Genomic DNA, 18,814 nt, shown 5'->3' on the forward strand with positions numbered 1-18,814 from the left:
CTCCGGTCGGATCTCCGGCCGGAGGCTGTTGCGTGCTGTGTGGCTGAAGCGTCAGCTCTTGGCAGCGCGACCACGACGGGCAGGCGTCGGCCGCCACGCCCGCAGATCGTCGTCGGTCAGACCGCGCTCGCCCTGAATCTGCGCGCGGTAGCCGGCGAAGAAGTCGGCAGGGGAACCGCCGTACATCGCGTCGAACTCACCGTGCCACTGGCTCAGCCAGGGCTGGAGCTCAAGCAGACCCGCGAGGTAGGGGGTCAACTCCTCGGTGGTGAAATCGTTGTTGGTGAAGTACGTGGTGAGGGCCTGCGCCTGCTCACGGTGATCCCAGCCGGCCCAGCCGAAGAGATCGGGGGTGCCGGAGGTGGTCGTCGAGTAGGAGATGAACCGCTCCTTGGGCACGTCGAGCTTGCCACGGGCCCGCCAGTAGGACGGCTTGAGGAAGTCGGCCGAGGTGTACTTCGGCGGCACGGGGATCGAGTCCCGAATCTTCCGCTTCGTCGGCTCGTCTGGCGCAGCGTCCTCTTGACGCTGGAGGTCCCACACGTGCTCCCAGTCAGCGCGCTTCTTCAGCCCGGTGGGCTTGTAGCGAAGAGTGGGAAGGAACGGCACGTGCTCATCGGCGAGGAGGTCGGCGACGACAGCGGCGAGTTCCTTGCGGGGAGCGTAGATCTCGGCGACCGAGACGAAGTCCTCGTCGCGGGAAAGTGCGTCGGTGAGCTGGGCGCACGTGAGGACTGCGGGTTGGCCGTCCTGGAACCAGTGCTCGCGGCTTTCGACGCGGTCGAGCAGCCAGAGGCGCAGGGCCTTTTCCTGGAGTGAATCCCAACCTTCGTGTGCCCAGCGACGCTTATTGTCAGGTCGCTCGATTGCGCCGATAGCGCGGGACGTTTCAATAGCCTCGATACGCTTATGGACGACGTTTTTGTAGGAATCAGGCCAGGAATCGGGGAGCTCAGTGCAGGGGGTGGATTCGTGCCGCTTGAACCACTCGTTGGATACCTCCCCTCGCTCTGCACGGCGCGCGAGTACGATCTCAAAGGCGCGCTCGCCGAGGGAAAGTCCGGGCACGTCGGTCTCGGGCGTACGAAGATCCTCGGCATGCAGGTTGTACAGCGAATACACCTGCCAGTCCAGCTCCTCTTGCAGTGCCACAATCTGCGCGCGGATTGACTGCCATTTCTCGCTAGCTGCCCGCAGAGAGGCGGCAGTGGGCGTTGGCGCGTCGGGCGCGGTTAGCGAGGAAGGACTGGTCTCCATGAGGTCATTGGTGAGCGAGTCAAGGGAAGCAGCGAGCGCGGTGGGGTAGGCGGCAGGGAGGGGGAAATCCTGCAGCTTGGTACTGGTGAACTCGAAGAACTTTTCCCAGCCTTCACTAGCGATTCCACCGCCGATGCCGCCATTGCCACGGTCAAAGCAGACTTGCTTTAGCCAGAAGCAGGCAGTAGAGCTGTTGAGTAGGCTGGTCAGCCGAAGGTGGTCACTGTCGCTTGCTTCGGCACGCAACTTGATCATGGGTGCCGTCTGTTTAAAGGCACTTCCATTTCGATCCAGTGCGAAATGGTTGTGAGTGGCAACAAAGGCGAATGAAATTGCCCACGGATGGGCGCCCGAATCCTTTGGTAGCTGGTGCCATCCCCACCAAGCGCGACTGTCACCGAAGTAGGTTCCACCGGAGAAAGTTGCGCGATTGCCTAGTTCTGTTCGAGACGGCCAAAGCCATTTCGCTAGCTCTGGCGCGCTTTCCAGCTGGACAAGGTCTCGACTCTGGGTGTACGGGTGGAATGCAAAATCGCCGGCGCTGAATTCGAAGTCGCGGACCTCGTCGCCCACAATAAGGCGCTTGAAATATGCGCGATCGGCATGAATTCGTTGAAATGTTCGCTGGCTGGCGGTCATGGCGTCGTCGGCGCCTGTAATTCCATAGAATCCAATGCGTAGGACTTCCTGCTTTAGTGTCGCTTGCTTGGCGTCGTCGATCTTCTCGACCATTTCCAGGCCGCCGTCAGCCAGAATCCAGGGCTGGCGCCCGAAATATCTCTGCCGCTCCAAGTCGTCCACCGAAACCCACTGGCTGACCGATCCCGGTTTGTCTATCTGTTCGGTGATCGCGTTCCAGACCAGACCGTCCTCGCCGTTCTCCAGCTTGTGTGGCTCACCTTGAATGCTTCTTACGGTGCGAATTGTCTCCGTGCGTCCATTGCCCGGACGAGGCTTGCCGATCAGGATGACTGTTGGAGTGCCGTGTTCGGGAATAAATGCACCAGAGGTATCGATGACCTCCGTCAGCTCGACCTGGTGAGCGAAGTATTCCTCGATTAGCTTCGTTCCGAACTCGCGCTTCATGAAGGAGTTGGCCGTGATCTGGCCGACAATTCCGTATCCTCGCCCGTCCGTTTCTTTGCTGCATTTTGCAAGCTCGAAGAAGCGTTGAGCGAAGGGGACTGAAAGTGCATATTTTCCGCAGCAGACATCGTATCGGCTTCGGTAAAGTGCGTTGAGCTTCTTGTCCTTGACTGTAATGTAGGGGGGATTCCCTACCACCAGGTGGTAGCGCCCCTCCTCTAGGATGCATGGGTGGTCTTGCAGGTCTTCTGTCGCGTATGCAAAATCTGCAAGCTCGGCCCCCGAATTTTCGCCGAGCAGGGCGAATTCAAGCTGTCGATCCTTGATCAGCGAGTCACCTACTGCCAAGTGGATCGGCCAGTCGTACCTTCCAGCCTCCGCGAGCGTCCGCACTCGCGCGGCTGCCATTGCTGCTACGAGCAGCCGGAAGCGTGCGATGGAGACTGCGAACGGGTTGATGTCGACGCCGTGTACCGAGTCCAATGCCTCCCGTACACGCTCGTAGCGGTCGCGTCCGGGCTGGCCCTCAGCCCACAGCTTCACCAGGCGCTGGAACGTGCCCAGTACGAAGTGGCCCGACCCACACGTCGGGTCGATCATCTTGAGGCCCTCGTACCCGAACTCCCGGACCGCCGGGTCCATCGCTCTGTCGAGGATGAACTCCTCGACGAACTCAGGGGTCTGGAGCAGTGCGTACGTGTTCCGCGCCGCCTCGGATAGGTCCTGGTACAGGTCACCGAGGAAGCGGGTGTCCCACCCCTCCGTGCCATCCTCGTTCAGCTTGTCCGTGAAGTCGTGGACCAGGACACCGGCGTCGTCCCGCTCGCGCCAGAACTCGACCAGTGCCCGCGCGCCGTCGTGCGACAGCGGGATCTGGAACAGCGGGTTGTGGCGCCGGTCGAACAGCAGCTTGCCGGCCTGCCCCGCACCCAGCTCAGCGAACGCCCGCTCCAGCCAGCCGCGATACGTCGGGTCGGCGTCCTCGTCCACATACGCCGCGTACCGCTCCAGCGCGAGATCACGTCGCTCGTCCGACGCACCCGTCAGGTACGGCTCCGGGATCAGCTCGTTGTCCTCGCAGAACCGCACGAACACAGTCCCGAGCACCCAGGCCACCGCGACCTGCGTGATGCGCTCGTCGAGCCACGAGTTCCACGTCGCCGCCGTACGCCCCAGCTTCCGCGCCAGGTCGTACTCGCCGCGCAGCTTGACTCGCACCTCCTCGACCGCCTTGACCTGGCTGCTGAGGTCGGTCTCGACCGCCTTGACCTGCTTGATCAGATCTGCCAACAGGGCCTTGCGGTCGATCACTTCGTCGCCTCTCCACTCTCGCCGGCTCGGTGGGCGTTGTTGACCCACGAATCCGGAAGCTCGATCCATTCTCCCAGGCCCGACTGGTACGGCACGGCCGTCGTCCCCAACCTGGGATCACGCGCCGGGTCGCTCTGCGGGCAGAGCAGCCACAGCCCCCGTCCGCCGTTGCGCGACCGCCCCGCCAACCGGTCCAGTACCGCCATGGCGTCGTACCGGGCGAACACCCCGCCGTCGACCAACAGCACAGGCCGCCCCGGCCCGCCGGCCGTCACTATCTCGCCGATCCTCGGCTCAACAGCCCCCCATGCCGTCCGCACGTACTCGCCGAACCGCATCGCAGCCGGCGTGCCCGGCTCGGCGCCGTCGGCGCGCAGGATGGTCTCCCAGGTGGGCTTCGGCCGAGGGTCCACCAGTTCGTGCAGGGCAGCGATCAACAGCTCCGCCACCGACACGGCCTCGGCGCCGAACCTGCCCCCGCCGCCGTCCCCGGTCAGCTCACTCGCCGCCTCCCGGGCAAGCCCGGTGCGGACGGTCAGTGCGCGGAAGCCATCCCGCCGCGCCGATGAGAGCAGCCGCTCCTCCGCCTGCATCGCCCCCGCCAGCAGCGGGTCGTCGTCGTACCGGGTGATCTGCGAGATACGCGTGGTCCGCCGGCCGGCACCCGACGTGAGGTAGCTGGAGCCGCCATCCACCCGCCGCGGCAGGTAGCGCATGGTCCGCGTGCCCTCGCGCAGCGAGAGGACCAGGTCGAAGCCGGCGTCCCGTAGCGCCTTCGTCAGCGGGCCGTCGGTGGGCAGCGAGTGCCCGCCGTTTCCGTCCAGCAGCTCGGGGAACCGGGCACGGACGCGCTCGTGCACGTCCTCCCAGGTCAGCCCCGGCTGCTGCGCCTCCGGTACACCGGGCGTGATCCGGACCAGCCCGGCCTGGGTGAGCCGCAGGGCCCGGACCAGTGACAGGTCGCGCGGGTAGATCTCGAGCCGGGGTGTGGCGGCCGCATTCCGCGACGCTGCCGCGGCCAGCTCCACCGTCCGTCGCTCGTCCCACTCCACCACGCCGTTCGGTGGAGCGACGGCACCCAGCTCCGCCAGTACGTTCGCCGCCGTCGGCAGGGTGTCGAGTTTGGCGAGCCGGTCGGCGACCTTGCCGAGCCGCTGCGCGTAATCCAGCAACCCGGGCGCCGATGGGGTGTCGGGGGAATCGTCCTCGTCGACTTCAAGGGCCAGCAGGCCGGCGCCCATGCCCTCGTCGGCCGCGTCGCGGTTGGCGACGTGCCGGAACTGGGCTGCCGCCGGGTCGAGTTGTTCGATCTCGAGTACGGCCCGCACGGCAGCGAGACCCAGAGCCCTTCGGTGTCCGCGCTCCTGGAGCCGCGTGCCGCGTCGGACGGCGAGCGCGTCGGCGATCTCGGCCGCCGAGGCGACTCGACCGAGCGCGTGCAGCAGTTCCAGGACCTCGCCGCGCAGTACCTGGACTGCCGCGTTCTTGCTCCAGCGGGTGCGCTGCGCCTTCAAGATCTGCGGGATACGGCCTGCAGTCAGGTTGCGCGCCTCTGCGACATCCTTCTGCTTGGGCCAGACGCCGATGGCGGGAAGAGTACCGGCCTGGTCGGGCAGACGCAGCAGCAGACGGACGGTCTCGACCTCGTTCTCGTTGGCGCCGTCCTTCTTGAGCACCGGCACGAAGATCGTCGCCAGGGTGTCCAGGCTGACCGTCCGCAGGGTCCGCTCGGACAGCCCACCCGCAGCTTCACCTGCCGCCAGCGCATCGACGGCGGCCTTCTCGACCACCGAGAGCTCCTCCAGCTCCTCCTTCGCGGCCTTGCGGCCCTCCGGAGTGAGCGGGCCGGCCGGCTCCTCGGCAAGGTTGCGGCGCCACTCCTTGATGCGGCCGAGGACCTCACCACGGGTCTTGGGGCCGAGGCCCTTCGCGTTGACCAGCTGCCGCTGGCTGAGGTCCAGCAGCTCGCCGACGGTGTTCACCCCGAGGCCGAACACGAAGGACTCGGCCGCCGGGCTCAACCCGGCCGCAGAGATCGCGGTCTGCCGGTTGGCCTCGGTGGCCAGCTGGTCGCGCAGCTGGTCGGCATGCTCAGGTTCGGCATCCGCGATGACCGGTACGGCAGTCTCGGCGGGCGTCCCGCCCGGTGCCTGCTCGGCGGCGGTGTGGCGGGTGCGCCCCGAGCTCGGCTTCACGCTCTCCAGCTGGAGGAAGATCTTCTTCCAGGCGTCGCGCATCGGCTTGAGTTCGGGGAACCGCTGGGACGCGTCCCGGTGCAGTGCCTTGCGGAAGAAGGCCTTGAGCCCCTCACGGACCGCCGGGTCGAACGCCTCGACGGCGATCGTCGGGTACGGCTCCTTCTCCGGATCGGTCTGGCGCGCGGACACCCGGCCGCCGCCCCAGACCGGGAGCTCCCCCGAGGCCATCTCGTGCAGGGTCGCCGCGACGGCGTACCGCTCGGCGTGCGCGTCGTAGACCGAGCGCGTGAGCGTCCCGATGAACGGGTCGAGGTAGCCGTCGGTGCCGGCGCTGGTGTCCTGCACGCGGTAACCGGCCAGCGAGAAGTCGATCAGCACCAGCTCGCGGGTCCGGTTGGGGCGGACGCGGATCGCGATGTTGTCCGGCTTGATGTCCCGGTGCCAGACGCCTTCGCCCTCGAGGAAGTCCACCGCGCCGAACAGGTAGTCGCCGTAGGCCTCCAGCTGGTCGACCAGCAGGCGGCCCCGTTCGCGCAGTTGCCGGGCGACCGTCTCCTCGCGCCGCCGGGTCCTCACCTCGGGCGTGGCGTTCTCGTCCTCGCGTTCGTCGCCGACGTACTCGAGGACGAGTACGGTCCGGCCGCCGATGGTGAGCGGCTCCGGTTCGACCAGGCGGATGATCCGGGAGTCGGGGCGGAGCCGACCCATGACCTCGGCCTCGTGGGCCAGTACCTCGCCACGGCTGTCGCTCAGCGCGACCTTCAGGACGCACAGCGACTTGGAGCGCCGGGCCTGCGGGTCGGCCTGGAGGTCCCGGACGAGGAAAGCTCGGCTGGTGGACCCGGTGCCCAGCCGCCGCCGGACGTCCCAGCGGCCGGCCAGGACGTCGCCCGCCACCGCGTCCAGCGGATCCTTCTCCGGCTGCTCGGCAGGTTCGGCCGTCGTGACGGCCTCCGCCGCCGGCGCCGTGAGGGAGTCCTCGACGAACTCCAGCATCTCCAGGAACTCGTCGACCGAGGCGAGCCGTTGCTCGGGCTTGTAGGCGGTCGCGGCCTGGACCAACTCGTCGATGTCCTCCGAGAGGCCGTCGACGATCGCGCTCGGTCGCAGGCCCTCGCCGGCCTCCAGCCGGGCGACCAGCTCGGCCTGGCTCGCGGCCGGGGGCTGGAGGGTCGCCAGCAGGTAGGTGAGCACCCCGAGGCCGTAGACGTCGAGCATGATCGGGTCGGGGCTGAGGGCGGTGAGCTCGGGAGCGAGGTACGGGTCGGCGGCCTCGGCCACGTGCGCGCCGGCCTGCGAGAGCGCCGTCGGGGCCAGCCGGCGGGAACCCTCCGCGGTGTCACCGGAAGACCGCTGCACCGCGACCTGCCAGTCGGAGATCTGCAGGCGCGGGTTGAGCCAGCCCGACTCCTCGCCGTCTGCACCCGCGGTGCGGCCGCGCCCGCGCGGGACGACGTGGATGGCCCGGGCCGCAAGGGTGCGGTGGTAGATCCGGTTGCTGTGACCGGAGCGCATCGTCTCGGCGAGCTGGCGCACCAGCGACATCCTGGTCAGGATGTCGAGCTTGGCTCCGTACTGCACCAGATACTCGTCGAGCCGCAAGGTCCGCGGGTCGTAGTCGAAGATCAGAGCCGGGCCGGCCGAGTGCCCGGACGAGTCGTACTGGCGCAGCTGCACCACACCGGGGTGTCGGAAGCGCCGAAGCACGGCGGCCTCGCGCAGCGCGGCACGCTCGACCGAGGCTCGCAGGCCGGAGTCCGAGCCGCGCTCGCGCAGGTAGATTCGCACCCGGGCCGCTTCCGGGAGCTCGCTGTGGCGGGCCAGGTAGTCGGCCCAGGTGGGGCCGGAGTCGAAGGACTTGCGGTTCAGCAGGTACGGGCCGACCTTGTACTCCGCGTCGCTGCGTGCGATGCCGACCTTCTCCAAGGCCGCCTTGATCTCGCGGGAGGCGACGGCGTCTACCCGCCTGCGTTCGTCGCGGGGCGGCTGCTGGAGCATGTCGACCAGCTGGTCGACGGTATGGACGCCGTGCTGGTCGGCGGGCGCGAGCCGTTGCCGCAGCGCGGCATCGGTGAAGCAGACCACTTCCGACACCCAGATCCGCCGGCCGTTCTGGGTGAACAGACCGGCTAGCTCTTTGGCCTTCTTGTTCGCCAGGTGGAGCGGGTTGCCGTGAGCGACCTGGCGGCCGCTGGGCTGGGTCTGCAGCCAGGTGCCGTTACGGGACTCGACGGAGCCGTGCCAGTCCTTCAACTCGATCAGGTAGACCCCGCCCGGGGCCACGACCAGCAGGTCCACCTCGCGGACGTGACCGGTGTTGGCGGTGAAGGTGAAGTTCGACCAGGCCCGCCAGGGGTCGGCGTTCGGCAGCTTCTCCCGGATCGCCTCCAGGCCGCGGCGCTCGTGCTGGAACTCCGAGTCGGTGACCGTCACCCACCGGCCGTCCCGCATGCGCCCTCACCGCTTCTGTTCGTGTCGTGCTTCGCTGCCGGTCAGCAGCCGGATCACCCGGACGATCGTAGCGGGTGGTGGTCGTGCGTGTAGGACTCGTGAGGAACCCGATCGGGCGGGAGAAGAAGGTGCCCATGTCTCCGGGACAGCTCAGGCGACAAAGTCGCGGAGTAGCTTGGCAAAGGTCGTCAGCTCCGAGATCAGTTCCTCGGGCAGCGGCTTCTCGTCGAAATGGGCGATTCGGTTACGGATGTCCTTCACCCGTACCAGGTGCTGGACGAACTGCGTCCGGTCCATGGCGGACCACCCGAGCGTTGCCCAGTTGAGGTCGGCCTTTGCCGCCATCTCCTGCTTGGCCTGGCTGCCGTCCAGGAGCTTGATGTAGTCGCCGAACATCAGGTCCGAGACCAACCCGGACCGCTGGTCGGCCTTCTTGTTGGTCTGCACTGCCTTGATCGCTTCCGGGTCGAGTGCCGCGCCCAGGCACCGGCGGAGCAGCGATTCGATCTCTCCGACGAGGAAGAAGGGGCGTGCCGCCCCCTCGAACCGGTCGGTGATGTCCGCGGGAGTCACGAGGCCGGACAGACAACCGTCGTCACCGCGCACCAGTAGGTAGCCGTGTTCCTTGATCATGGGGAGGCATGTGAAGAACTCCTGGCGGGCGTCCGCGACTGGGAGTGAGTCCTTCTCCATGGCGTTCGCGACTATGGTGGCCTTGCCGGTCTCGTACATCTTTGCCACCGAGCGCCAGGTGATCACTCCGTGCAGTACGGCCATACCCGTGGTCACCGGGATCTGCCCGTGACCCTTGGTGCGCATCAGGTAGGTGACCTGCTCGAGGGTGTCACTGAGGCTGACTCCCGACACACCGCTTCGAGCGCACGCCAGATCGCCGATGTGGAGCCGTTGCGGCAACGCGCTGGAGGGCAACGATTCCTGGTCGCCGGCATCTGTCGGCTCGCTCGTCGCAGTGGGGGCCGCGGTCAGCGGGACGATGTCGATCTCGTCCCGCTGACCGCAAACGGCGAAGTTGGGGAAGGTCGCGAGGCCAGCGTCCGCCAAGGTCTGCGAGATCTGGTGCACGCTCTGGTGGTTGCGGACCCGCACGCCGAAGAGGTCCAGGACGTGCTGGACGGGAACTCGGGTGCCCTTGAGGGCGAGGAGGTCCTGCGGGGAGGGCTTCGTAGTCATCACTCGCCGCCGTCCGCCGCACCACGCAGTGCGGTCCGCTTACCCATGGCCGACTGCACCAGCGCCACCAACTGACGTGAACGGTCGAGGTAGAAACGCTCGTAGTCGTTGTGGTGCAACGCGTCCGGGTCGATGAGATGGGTGGCGATGACGTCGTCGAACCACTCCGGGCGCATGTCCGAGGCGGAGACCAGCGAGGCCAGGTACGACGCCGGTGGACCGGACATGCCTTGGGCGGCGCGGAAGGACAGCGGTGTCTTGTTCACGATGGAGTTGGCGGGGAACGTGCTCCCGTACTCCTTGTCGATCCAGGCCTTGGGGAAGATCTGCCTGACACCGACCGAGTGCTCGTCCAGCCGAATGGGGCTGAGCGGTGCGTTGGTGAAGTGCCAGTCCACCGCCCCTTGCTTGATGAGTAGGGCGTAAATGCCCTTGTAGGCGGCGCTGTGGCGGGTGGTGAGGGAGTCCAGGCGGTCCGGGAAGAAGTATGCGTCGTTGACCGTGTCGGGAATCTCGTCCGAGCGGCGGATCCAGCCGATGAGCTGCTCGACGTCACGGGTGAACCGGGTCTCGGTGGAGCCCCCGTACATTTCGCCGAGCACGCCGCACCAGTACCACTGCGTGATCATCTCTTCGGCACGCAGGCCGTTAGTCTCCTGGCCGAGTACGGCGCGGACCGCGGCGAGTGGGACGAGCTGAGTGCGGTAGGGGAGGTCGCTGGTGCGAACGATGCACTGCTGCTGGAGGAATTCTCCGACCCAGGCGAAAGCCTCGGCCAGGCGCGGTGCCAGTCGATCGAAGTCTGCCAGAGGAAGTTCGAGAAGGTCGCGGCGCTTGCATGACACTGCAGTTCCGGGCCGTTCCTGCTTGCGTTCCCACGTACGGACCAAGGCAACGGCCTGCAGGAAGTCGCTGCTGCTCAGACCGTCCTCCACGCTCTGATCCAGCCGGCCGAACACGGGGAAGCGGGTGGCCAGGTCACGCTTGATCGTCTGCCAGGCGACGGGCAGTTGGTAGTACTCGCCGGACTTCTCGGTGAAGGCACGGTCTCCTGCGTACGTGGCGGTGAGGAGCTCGAATACGTTCAGCGGGACACCGCCCGTATTGACCCGCTCGAACACCGCGCAGACGGCGTCCATCGACGTCGAGGCGGCGAGCCGGATCATGGGGACCTGGAACGACCGGATCCGATCCAGTACCTGTTCCTCGAACTCGGCCCACAGGTCCCAGTTCCGGTTCTCGTCCGCCTTGACGAAGACCTTCTTCCAGGCGTTCACCTGCTGGATGTCGAAGACGAAGTGGAGCGGAAAGAGTTGCGCCTGGCACTCACCCTCGACGGTGGTCAGGTCTAGTGTGCTGCCGCGGGAGAACTCGTTCCGAAGGATCTTGTTCTCTGGAACGGAGATGATCGCGTCGTCCCGGTCCGCGGAAGCTCCGACGGCCTTGGCGATGTCGACGTAGTACCAGCGCTCGATGGACTTGCCTCGAGCATCGACCGTCTTCACCGGTGCGTTGAGGTACAACGCTTGGAACAGTGAGGTCAGGCGCTGCTGGCCGTCCAGGAGGAGCAGATGGGGAACGGTGTCCCGTTCGAGCTCTGCGCCGGTGAGTGTCCGCGCCCGGAACGGGGAGGACCCCCCGGTCTCCAAGGTCATCACGACGCCCAGCGGGTAGTCGAGCGTCACCGTGGCGATGATCGCTCGGATCCTGTCGTCATCCCACTTCCATTCACGCTGGAAGTCGGGCAGTTGCAGAGATCCTGATGCGACGTCCGCGAGGACGTCCCTGAGCTTCGGACTGTCGAGCGCCACTCGGTCTTTCCCCACCCTTGAAGCCAGAGCATGTACTGAAGGTGATTTGACCAACAGCTTCGCTTTGCAGTCAACCGATTCCCGGGATTCTCGGGCTTCGTGAGCGGCGGATCCGCGGATGTGCTGACGTCGCTGATCTGATCAGAGCTCGTACGGGTGCATGTGCGGACGAGGTGCAGGGAGAGGGGACCAGGGGCTGCGGCTATGTTGAGGGGTCACGGACAGGCATAAGGGAGTGGGCGCATGGGGATGGGTGGGCGGCGGGTCGCTGGTGCGGTGGCGGTCGGGGTGTTGGCGGGGGTGTTGGCGGGGTGTTCTTCCGGGGGGTCGGAGGGGGGCAAGGGGGCTGCGGGGGCGCCTAGTTCGGCGGTGACGAGTGCTGCGGGGTCGGCTTCGGCTTCGGTGTCGGCGGGTGGATCGGCTTCTCCGGGTGGGGCGGCCGTGACCTCGGCGCCTGCTGCCGGGGTGACCGGTGGGGCGCAGGTGCCGGTGCCGGCGGCGCCGAGTGCGGATCTGGAGGCGCCGTTGCTGGACGACAAGGTGGTCGGGCAGGTGCTGCCGGATGCCAAGGTGATGGCCGGGTGGCAGGAGGAGAAGCGGAAGGTCGACACCGCTGATCACTCGGTCACGTGCACGGCCTCGGTGCCGTGTGCGGGCAAGCCGTTGAGTGCGTCGGTGCGGTTCTCCTCGGGGGATCTGGTGACGCGGTTCCTGGTGGAGACGCTGCCGAGTCGGGATGCGGCGAGGAGTCGGGCGAAGGAGACCTACGCCTCGTATCCGGTGGGGCCGTTCAAGAAGGTTGAGGCTCCGGCGGTGGGGAGTGAGAGCCAGGCGTTCGTGGGGCCGCTGGCCGACGGTGACGGGGTGAGCATCGTGGTGCGGTCGGGCACCGTGGTGGCGAGCGTGACGACGGAGGGCGGGCCGGTGGACCTGCCGGCCGCCCGGCGGTTCGCGGTGATGCTGGTCAACCGGATCGAGCAGGCGCAGTCGGGCAAGGTGCCGGACGCGGGGCTCGGCGCGGTCTGACCGCGGGGTTCACGGGCAGGCGGGCAGTTCGTGCAGGCCGAGGGCGAGCAGGGTGTCCAGGGCGCAGTGGTGTACCAGCCAGCCGGGCAGCGGGCCGGTCGGGCCGGTCGCGGTGGCGCAGGCGGCGGTGAGGGCGGCCTCGGCGGCGAGCAGGCCGTCGGCGAGGACGAAGGCGACGCCGTCCACCGCGTCCGGTCCGACCAGGATCCGGGTGTGCTCGATCCGGGCCCCGGCGGGCAGGCCGCGGGTCAGCCCGTCCCGGACGGCCTCGGGGGAGGGCGGGTGCGGGGCCGGGCGGTCGGGGCGGTCCGGGGCGCGGAGGTGGAAGCGAATGGCGTGCACGTGACCCAGCCTGACGGATCGTCGGCGCCGACGGCACCCAGCCCGCTGTCAGAAAACTGTCAGGCAGCAAGATGTCACCCGTTCCCGGGCTCCGGCGCCCCCGGCTCCGGGCGGCGCTGGGCTGGGCAAACGGATGTCGGTCGGCCGTGATATGTACTCACCTGGGGCGGTCACTGTGCGGCCGTGCGATTGATGCCGATGATGTTCGAGGGGGCCACACACATGCCGCTGTTCCGACGCCGCTCGGGCGGGGAGGGCGAGCCCGGCGCGCAGGACCGCGCCGGTCGGCGCGGGTTCGGGCTGGGCCGGCGGGCCGCCTCGGCGGCGTCCGGGCCGGCCGCCGGCCCGGGGTCGGCGCCGCGGCTCGACCCGGCGTTCGGCGACGAGTCCGTGCGGGTGCTGCTCGGGCAGGCCGCCGCCGGGGACTGGACGGCGCTGCGCCCCGCGCTGGCCGCCGCGACCGGCGCCGAGCTGACCTTCCTGGTCGGCGCGGTCTCCGACGTCGCCGGGGTCGAGCAGTGGACGGCCCGCGCGGTGGCGGACGCCCCCGGCGACGCGCTGCCGCTGCTGCTCTCCGGCGCCCGGCACGTCACCTGGGCCTGGGAGGCGCGCAGCGGCGCCCGGGCCAAGCACGTCGGCGAGGAGCAGTGGAAGCTGTTCCACCAGCGGCTGGACGTCGCCGAGGAGCAGCTGCTGGAGGTCGCCGAGCGGGAGCCCGGCTGGCTCGCCCCCTGGTTCTTCCTGCAGATCAGCGCGCGCGGCGCCTCGCTCGGCGAGGAGGTCGCCACCGCCCGCTTCGAGGCGGCGGTGCGCCGGGAGCCGGGGCACCCGGGCTCGCACCGCCAGCGCCTGCAGCAGCTGTCCGCCAAGTGGGGCGGCTCGCACGACGCCATGCACGGGTTCGCCCGCTCCTCGATGCTGGCCGCCTCCGAGGGCAGCCCGCTGGGCGAGCTGGTGGCGCTCGCCCACCTGGAGCGCTGGCTGGACCTGCCGGACGGCGAGGACCACGCCTACCTGTCCGGCCCCGCCGTGGTGGCCGAGTTGCAGGAGGCCGCGTTCCGCTCCGTCCTCCACCCGGACTTCGTCCCGGACCGCGGCTGGCAGTCGAGCTTCAACACCTTCGCGATGGCCTTCTCGCTCGCCGACCAGCGCAAGACCGCGCGGCTGCTGTTCGACGCGCTGGACGGCACGGTCACCGAGTCGCCCTGGCACTACCTGGCCGGCGACCCGGTCAAGGCCTTCCGCGCCCACCGGGACCGCTGCGCCGCGTACTGACCCGCGCCCCCCGTACGTCACCCCTTCCGCATTCCGCGACCGAAAGAGCCTCCGGTGTCCCCAACCGACAACCCGACGAGTGCGCACACCTTCCAGGTGGACCTGCGCGGCCTGGTGGACCTGCTCTCCCACCACCTCTACTCCAGCCCGCGGGTCTACCTGCGCGAGCTGCTGCAGAACGCGGTGGACGCGATCTCCGCCCGCCGCGCCCTCGACCCCGGGGCGCCGGCCGCCATCACCGTCCGGGCCGACGACGGGCTGTCCGTCACCGACACCGGCATCGGCCTGACCGAGCAGGACGTCCATACCTTCCTCGCCACCATCGGCCGCAGCTCCAAGCGCGACGCCGACGGCGGGCTGGACGGCGACGGCCTGGCCCGGGCCCGCGGCGACTTCATCGGCCAGTTCGGCATCGGCCTGCTGGCCTGCTTCGTGGTCGCCGACGAGATCACCGTGGTCACCCGGCACGCGGGCAGCCCGGACGCGCCGGTGATCGAGTGGCGCGGCCTGTCCGACGGCAGCTACACCATCCGCACCCTGCCCGCCTCGGCCAAGCCCGAGCCGGGCACCACCGTCACCCTCGCCCCGCGCGCCGACGCCGCCGAGTGGACCCGCCCCGCCCGGGTGCTCACCCTGGCCCGGGACTTCGGCAGCCTGCTGCGCCACGACGTCACCGTGATCGACGCCGACGGCACCGAGCACGCGGTCAACCGCACCCCGCCGTGGGCCGAGCGGCACGGCTCCCCGCTGGCCCGGCGCGACGCGCTCGCCGAGTACTGCCGGAGCACCTTCGACTTCGTCCCGCTCGACACCATCGAGCTGGACCTCCCGCTGGTCGGCCTGCGCGGCGTCGCGTACGTGCTGCCCGACGCCGCCCCGCCCTCGCGCCGCCACGGCCACCGGGTGCACCTCAAGGGCATGCTGCTCTCCGACCAGGCCGACGAACTGCTGCCGGACTGGGCGTTCTTCGTCCGCTGCGTGGTGGACACCGACGGGCTGCGCCCGACCGCCTCGCGCGAGGGCCTGTACGCCGACGAGACGCTGGCCGCCGTCCGCGACGCGCTCGGCGCCCGGATCCGCGACTGGCTCACCGGCCTGTCCGCGAGCGACCCGGCGCTGCTGCACCGCTTCCTCTCCGTGCACCACCTGGCCGTCAAGGAACTCGCCCGCTACGACGACGAGTTGCTGCGGATGATGCTGCCCTGGCTGCCGTTCGAGACCACCGACGGCAACGTCACCCTGGACGAGTTCGCGCGCAGCCACCCGGTGGTGCTGGTGACCCGTACGGTCGAGGAGTTCCGCCAGGTCGCCCCGGTCGCCGGCGCGGCCGGGCTCGGCGTGGTCAACGGCGGCTACACCTACGACCGGGACCTGGTCCACCGGCTGCCCGAGATACGCCCCGGCGTCTCCGTCTCCGACCTCGACCCGGGCACCGTCACCGCGCACCTGGACACCGTCGACCCGGCCGCCGAACTGGCCGCCGCCACCTTCCTGGCGATCGCCCGCGAGGTGGTCGGCCGGTTCGACTGCGACGTCGCCCTGCGCAGCTTCCACCCGACCAACGCGCCCGCCCTGCTGCTCGACAACCGGGAGGCCCGGCACGAGCGCACCCGCGCCCAACTCGCGGACGAGGCCGACGGGTTGTGGGCGGACATCCTGGGCTCGCTGCGCGCCGAGGCGCCCCGCGCCCAGCTGGTGCTGAACCACCTCAACCCGCTGGTGCGCCGCGCCGCCGGCGTCACCGACCACGACCTGGCCGTCACCGCCGTGGAGGCGCTGTACGGGCAGGCCGTGCTGATGACCCGCCGCCCGCTCAAGGCCAGCGAGTCGGCGCTGCTGAACCGTTCGTTCATCAGCCTGCTCGACCACGCGATGCTCGGCCACGAGGCGGCCGGCCCGGACCACGACGGCCCGAAGGGGGCGTGATGCTGGACACCCCCGGCGCGGTGATGGCCGCGCTGCGCGAGAACGACGCCCGCCCGTACGGCCGCACCCGCACCGTCACGGCCGAGGAACTCGTCGACGCCGCCGAACAGTTCGAGGACACCGAGGTCCGCTCGATGGCCCTGCTCGAACTCATGGAGGCCTACGAGTACGACGGCGAGAGCAACAAGAGCCCGGTCGTCTTCGCCCGCATCCTCAAGCTGTGGGACCAGGACCCGGACGGCTTCGGCGACTGGGCCGCGCAGCAGGTGTTCTGGCGCTTCAAGTGGGTGGCCGGCTCGCTGCGGGACAACCCGGACGTCCCGCTGCCCGCCGTCGAGCGCTGGCTCACCGAACTGCGCGACCGCTACCGGGCGGCCGGCCACGGCCTCCAGCCGTACTACGCCCAGCGCTACCACCTGGCCCGGCACACCGGCGTCGGGGTCCAGGACGCCTACGAGCTGTGGACGGCCCGCCCGCGCACCGAGCTGAGCAACTGCCACGCCTGCGAGACCCGCGCCCGCGCCCGGCACTTCCTCGACCTCGGCGAGGACGCCCGCGCCCTGGAGACCCTCGTCCCGGTGCTGAGCGGCCGCAGCAGCTGCGCCGAGGAGCCCTGCCTCAGCCAGTCCGTCGCGCTGCTGCCGCTGCTGCGCCTGGGCCGCCTCGACGAGGCCCGCTCCACCCACCTCACCGGCTACCGTGCGGCCCGCGGCAAGGCCTCCATGCTGGCGGCGGTGGCCCGGCACATCGAGTTCTGCGCGCTCTCCGGCAACGAGCCGCGCGGGCTGGAGCTGCTCGCCGAGAACCGCGACCTGTTCGCGGTCACCGGTGAGCCCGGCGCCCGGCTGGACTTCCTGACCGGCGTCGAGGTGCTGATCGCCGCCCTGGCCGCGGCCGGCCACGGCGAGCTCGCGGTCAGCGGCCCGGCCGGCCGCGGCTGGACGGTCGACACCCTGCTCGCCCACCTGCGCACCGAGGCCGACGCCCTGGCCGCCCGCTTCGACGCCCGCAACGGCACCGACACGGTCGGCGCCGCCCGGCGGGCCCGGCTGGCCGTCCGGCCGCTGCTGGCCGAGCCGCTGGCACTGGGCGTACGGGCGGTCGCCGCATCGGAGTTGGCGGGCGCGGCCCCGGCCGTGGCCCCCGCGCCGCGGCGCACCGTCGAGGCCGTACCGGAGGACTTCGCCGCCCTGGTGCTGCGCGCCCGCGAGCTGGAGCTGCTCGGCCACCCGGACGGCGACCGGCTGTGGAAGCGGGTCGCCGAGCGGGCCGCCGCCGCGGACTTCACCCACCCGGAGCACGCCGAACTCGGCGGCCCGGAGCGGCTGCGCGCCGAACTCGCCGAGCAGCGCGCCCACGAGGCGCTGCAACGGGACGACCACGCCGAGGGCGCGGCCGGCCTGCTGGCGGCCGCCGAACTGTTCGAGCGGGCCGGGCTGCCCGGCCCGGCCCTGATGGTCCGCACCCGGACGCTGATCGTCGAACTCGGCGAGGTCGAGGGCGCGGTGGCCGACTGGCCGGCGCTGGACGCCGCGTCGGCCCGGGCCGAGGAACTGCACGCCACGGGCGACATGACGGACGACGACTACCTGATCGTCCTGCAGTCGCTCGCCTACGCCGCCCACCACGACCTGGTCGAGGCGCTGCCCGAGCCGTCCGCCGGGACGACCGCGCGCTTCGAGGCGGCCGTCGGCGGCTACCGGCGCGCGGCCGTCGAGCTGGGCTCGGCCCGCCGGGCCGCGACCTCCCGGCAGTACCTCGCCGACGCCGCCGCCCGGCAGGGCCGGTCGGCCGAGGCGGCGGCCGAACTGCGCGAGGTGCTGGCCCAGTTGGAGGCGGCCGAACTGCCCTGGCACACCCCGCGGGTGCTCGGCCTGCTCGGCCAGGTGCTGCTCCAGGGCGGCGAGCCCGGCGAGGCGGTCGAGGTGTTCCACCGGGCGCTGGCCGAGGCCGTGCGCTGGGGCGACGACGCCTACCCGTACGCGCCGACGTACATGCTGCTCGGCCACGCGGCCATGCAGGTCGAGGACTTCGGCGGGGCGGTCCGGGCGCTGTCCGAGGCCGCCGCGCGCTTCGACCGGCTGGGCGCCGGGGCGGTCGAGGACGCCGCCCGGGTACGGCTGCAGCTCGCCGACGTGCTGCGCGGCACCGGCCGGGACGCCGACGCGGTGGCCGTGCTGGAGTCCGTCCTGGACGCCTCGGCCTCGACCGCCGGCCTGGACGCCCGGATGGTCGCCCAGGCCCGGCTGGACCTCGCCCGGGGCCTGGGCGAGCTGGAGGAGTACCGGGACGCCGCCGAGGAGTACCTGCGGCTGGCCGAGCTGGTCGCCGACTGGGAGGACCAGGAGACCCACACCATGGTCGCCTGCGAGGCGGCGCTGACGCTGGCCCGGGCGGGCAGCTGGGACGCCGCCGAGGCCGCCCTCGGGCGGGCCCGGGAGGCGCGCGAGGAGGCTCCGCAGGTCGACCAACTGGCATCGACCCTGCGGGAGTTGGCCCAGCTCACGGTGTGCGAGCGGGGCGGCCCGGAGTGGCTGGACGCCGCGCTCGCCCTGCTGGCCGAGGCCGACGCGCTGGGCGAGGCCGCCGAGCGGGGCGGGCAGCAGTACACCGCCTGGTACCTGCGCGGCGGTTCGCACTACGCCCGGGCGCGCTGCCTGGCCGTCGCCGACCGCTTCGAGGAGGCGCTCGCCGAGGCCGAGCGGGCCGTCGAGGTCTACGGCGAGCAGGGCGAACCGGCCGGGGCGCCGCAGCCGGAGTCGCTGCGGGCCGAGTCGGTCCGGCTGGCCGCGCTGATCGAGGGCGGCGACCTCGACCGCCCGAAGGCCGCGGTGCAGCGGCTGACCGCGGCGATCGCCCGCGCCGAGGCGGCCGGCCTGACCGAGGCGCCGCGGGTGCTCGCCGAGCTGCGGGGGCGGATCGCGGGCGACTGAGCCGGGG

9 protein-coding genes are annotated in these 18,814 nt (G+C 70.2%); 4 read left to right on the plus strand and 5 right to left on the minus strand.

Translation table 11 applies throughout. The annotated features are described in order from the left end of the window. Positions 1-51 precede the first annotated feature (51 nt). The 4 genes from pglX to ACFXOZ_RS14165 form a co-directional block, all read right to left on the minus strand. The gene (pglX, locus tag ACFXOZ_RS14150; protein ID WP_380590255.1) at positions 52-3,654 is read right to left on the minus strand and encodes a BREX-2 system adenine-specific DNA-methyltransferase PglX; all 3,603 of its coding nucleotides are present in this window, start codon (positions 3,652-3,654) and stop codon (positions 52-54) included. Continuing rightward, positions 3,651-8,303: a BREX system serine/threonine kinase PglW gene (pglW, locus tag ACFXOZ_RS14155; protein ID WP_380590258.1), complete on the minus strand. Its 4,653-nt coding sequence runs from the start codon at positions 8,301-8,303 to the stop codon at positions 3,651-3,653. Before pglW ends, pglX begins: the two co-directional genes overlap by 4 nt. A 150-nt stretch (positions 8,304-8,453) precedes the next feature. Further along, positions 8,454-9,494: a CBS domain-containing protein gene (locus ACFXOZ_RS14160; protein WP_380590261.1), complete on the minus strand. Its 1,041-nt coding sequence runs from the start codon at positions 9,492-9,494 to the stop codon at positions 8,454-8,456. Then, positions 9,494-11,305: a DUF262 domain-containing protein gene (locus ACFXOZ_RS14165; protein ID WP_380590264.1), complete on the minus strand. Its 1,812-nt coding sequence runs from the start codon at positions 11,303-11,305 to the stop codon at positions 9,494-9,496. Before ACFXOZ_RS14165 ends, ACFXOZ_RS14160 begins: the two co-directional genes overlap by 1 nt. 441 nt (positions 11,306-11,746) lie before the next feature. Here ACFXOZ_RS14165 and ACFXOZ_RS14170 point away from each other — a divergent pair, with 441 nt between their 5' ends. Next, positions 11,747-12,331 carry a hypothetical protein gene (locus ACFXOZ_RS14170; RefSeq protein WP_380590269.1) on the plus strand — a complete coding sequence of 195 codons (585 nt, stop codon included), beginning with the start codon at positions 11,747-11,749 and terminating at the stop codon, positions 12,329-12,331. A gap of 9 nt (positions 12,332-12,340) precedes the next feature. On the opposite strand, the gene ACFXOZ_RS14175 is transcribed toward ACFXOZ_RS14170, so the two are convergent. Continuing rightward, entirely contained in the window at positions 12,341-12,673 is a 333-nt protein-coding gene (locus tag ACFXOZ_RS14175) for a hypothetical protein (RefSeq protein WP_380590272.1), read from the minus strand. Between the two features lie 222 nt (positions 12,674-12,895). Here ACFXOZ_RS14175 and ACFXOZ_RS14180 point away from each other — a divergent pair, with 222 nt between their 5' ends. The 3 genes from ACFXOZ_RS14180 to ACFXOZ_RS14190 are packed head-to-tail and all read left to right on the plus strand — an operon-like array spanning position 12,896 to position 18,807. Then, on the plus strand, positions 12,896-13,948 hold the full coding sequence (locus tag ACFXOZ_RS14180; RefSeq protein ID WP_380590275.1) for a hypothetical protein: 1,053 nt from the start codon (positions 12,896-12,898) through the stop codon (positions 13,946-13,948). A gap of 54 nt (positions 13,949-14,002) precedes the next feature. Then, complete coding sequence (locus tag ACFXOZ_RS14185) at positions 14,003-15,874, plus strand: HSP90 family protein (RefSeq protein WP_380526334.1); 1,872 nt, start codon at positions 14,003-14,005, stop codon at positions 15,872-15,874. Then, positions 15,874-18,807, plus strand: a complete 2,934-nt coding sequence (locus tag ACFXOZ_RS14190; RefSeq protein WP_380590278.1) for a hypothetical protein — start codon at positions 15,874-15,876, stop codon at positions 18,805-18,807. Before ACFXOZ_RS14185 ends, ACFXOZ_RS14190 begins: the two co-directional genes overlap by 1 nt. The last annotated feature ends 7 nt before the right edge of the window (positions 18,808-18,814 follow it).

Origin of the sequence: Kitasatospora sp. NPDC059160 (assembly GCF_042755465.1) — a bacterium.
Classification (GTDB): Bacteria; Actinomycetota; Actinomycetes; order Streptomycetales; family Streptomycetaceae; genus Kitasatospora.

Excerpts from the sequence above, each read along its gene's own strand:
- pglW (WP_380590258.1), bottom strand. The coding sequence starts at position 8,303 with ATGCGGGACGGCCGGTGGGTGACGGTCACCGACTCGGAGTTCCAGCAC.
- ACFXOZ_RS14160 (WP_380590261.1), bottom strand. The coding sequence starts at position 9,494 with ATGACTACGAAGCCCTCCCCGCAGGACCTCCTCGCCCTCAAGGGCACC.
- ACFXOZ_RS14190 (WP_380590278.1), top strand. The coding sequence starts at position 15,874 with ATGCTGGACACCCCCGGCGCGGTGATGGCCGCGCTGCGCGAGAACGAC.
- ACFXOZ_RS14180 (WP_380590275.1), top strand. The coding sequence starts at position 12,896 with ATGCCGCTGTTCCGACGCCGCTCGGGCGGGGAGGGCGAGCCCGGCGCG.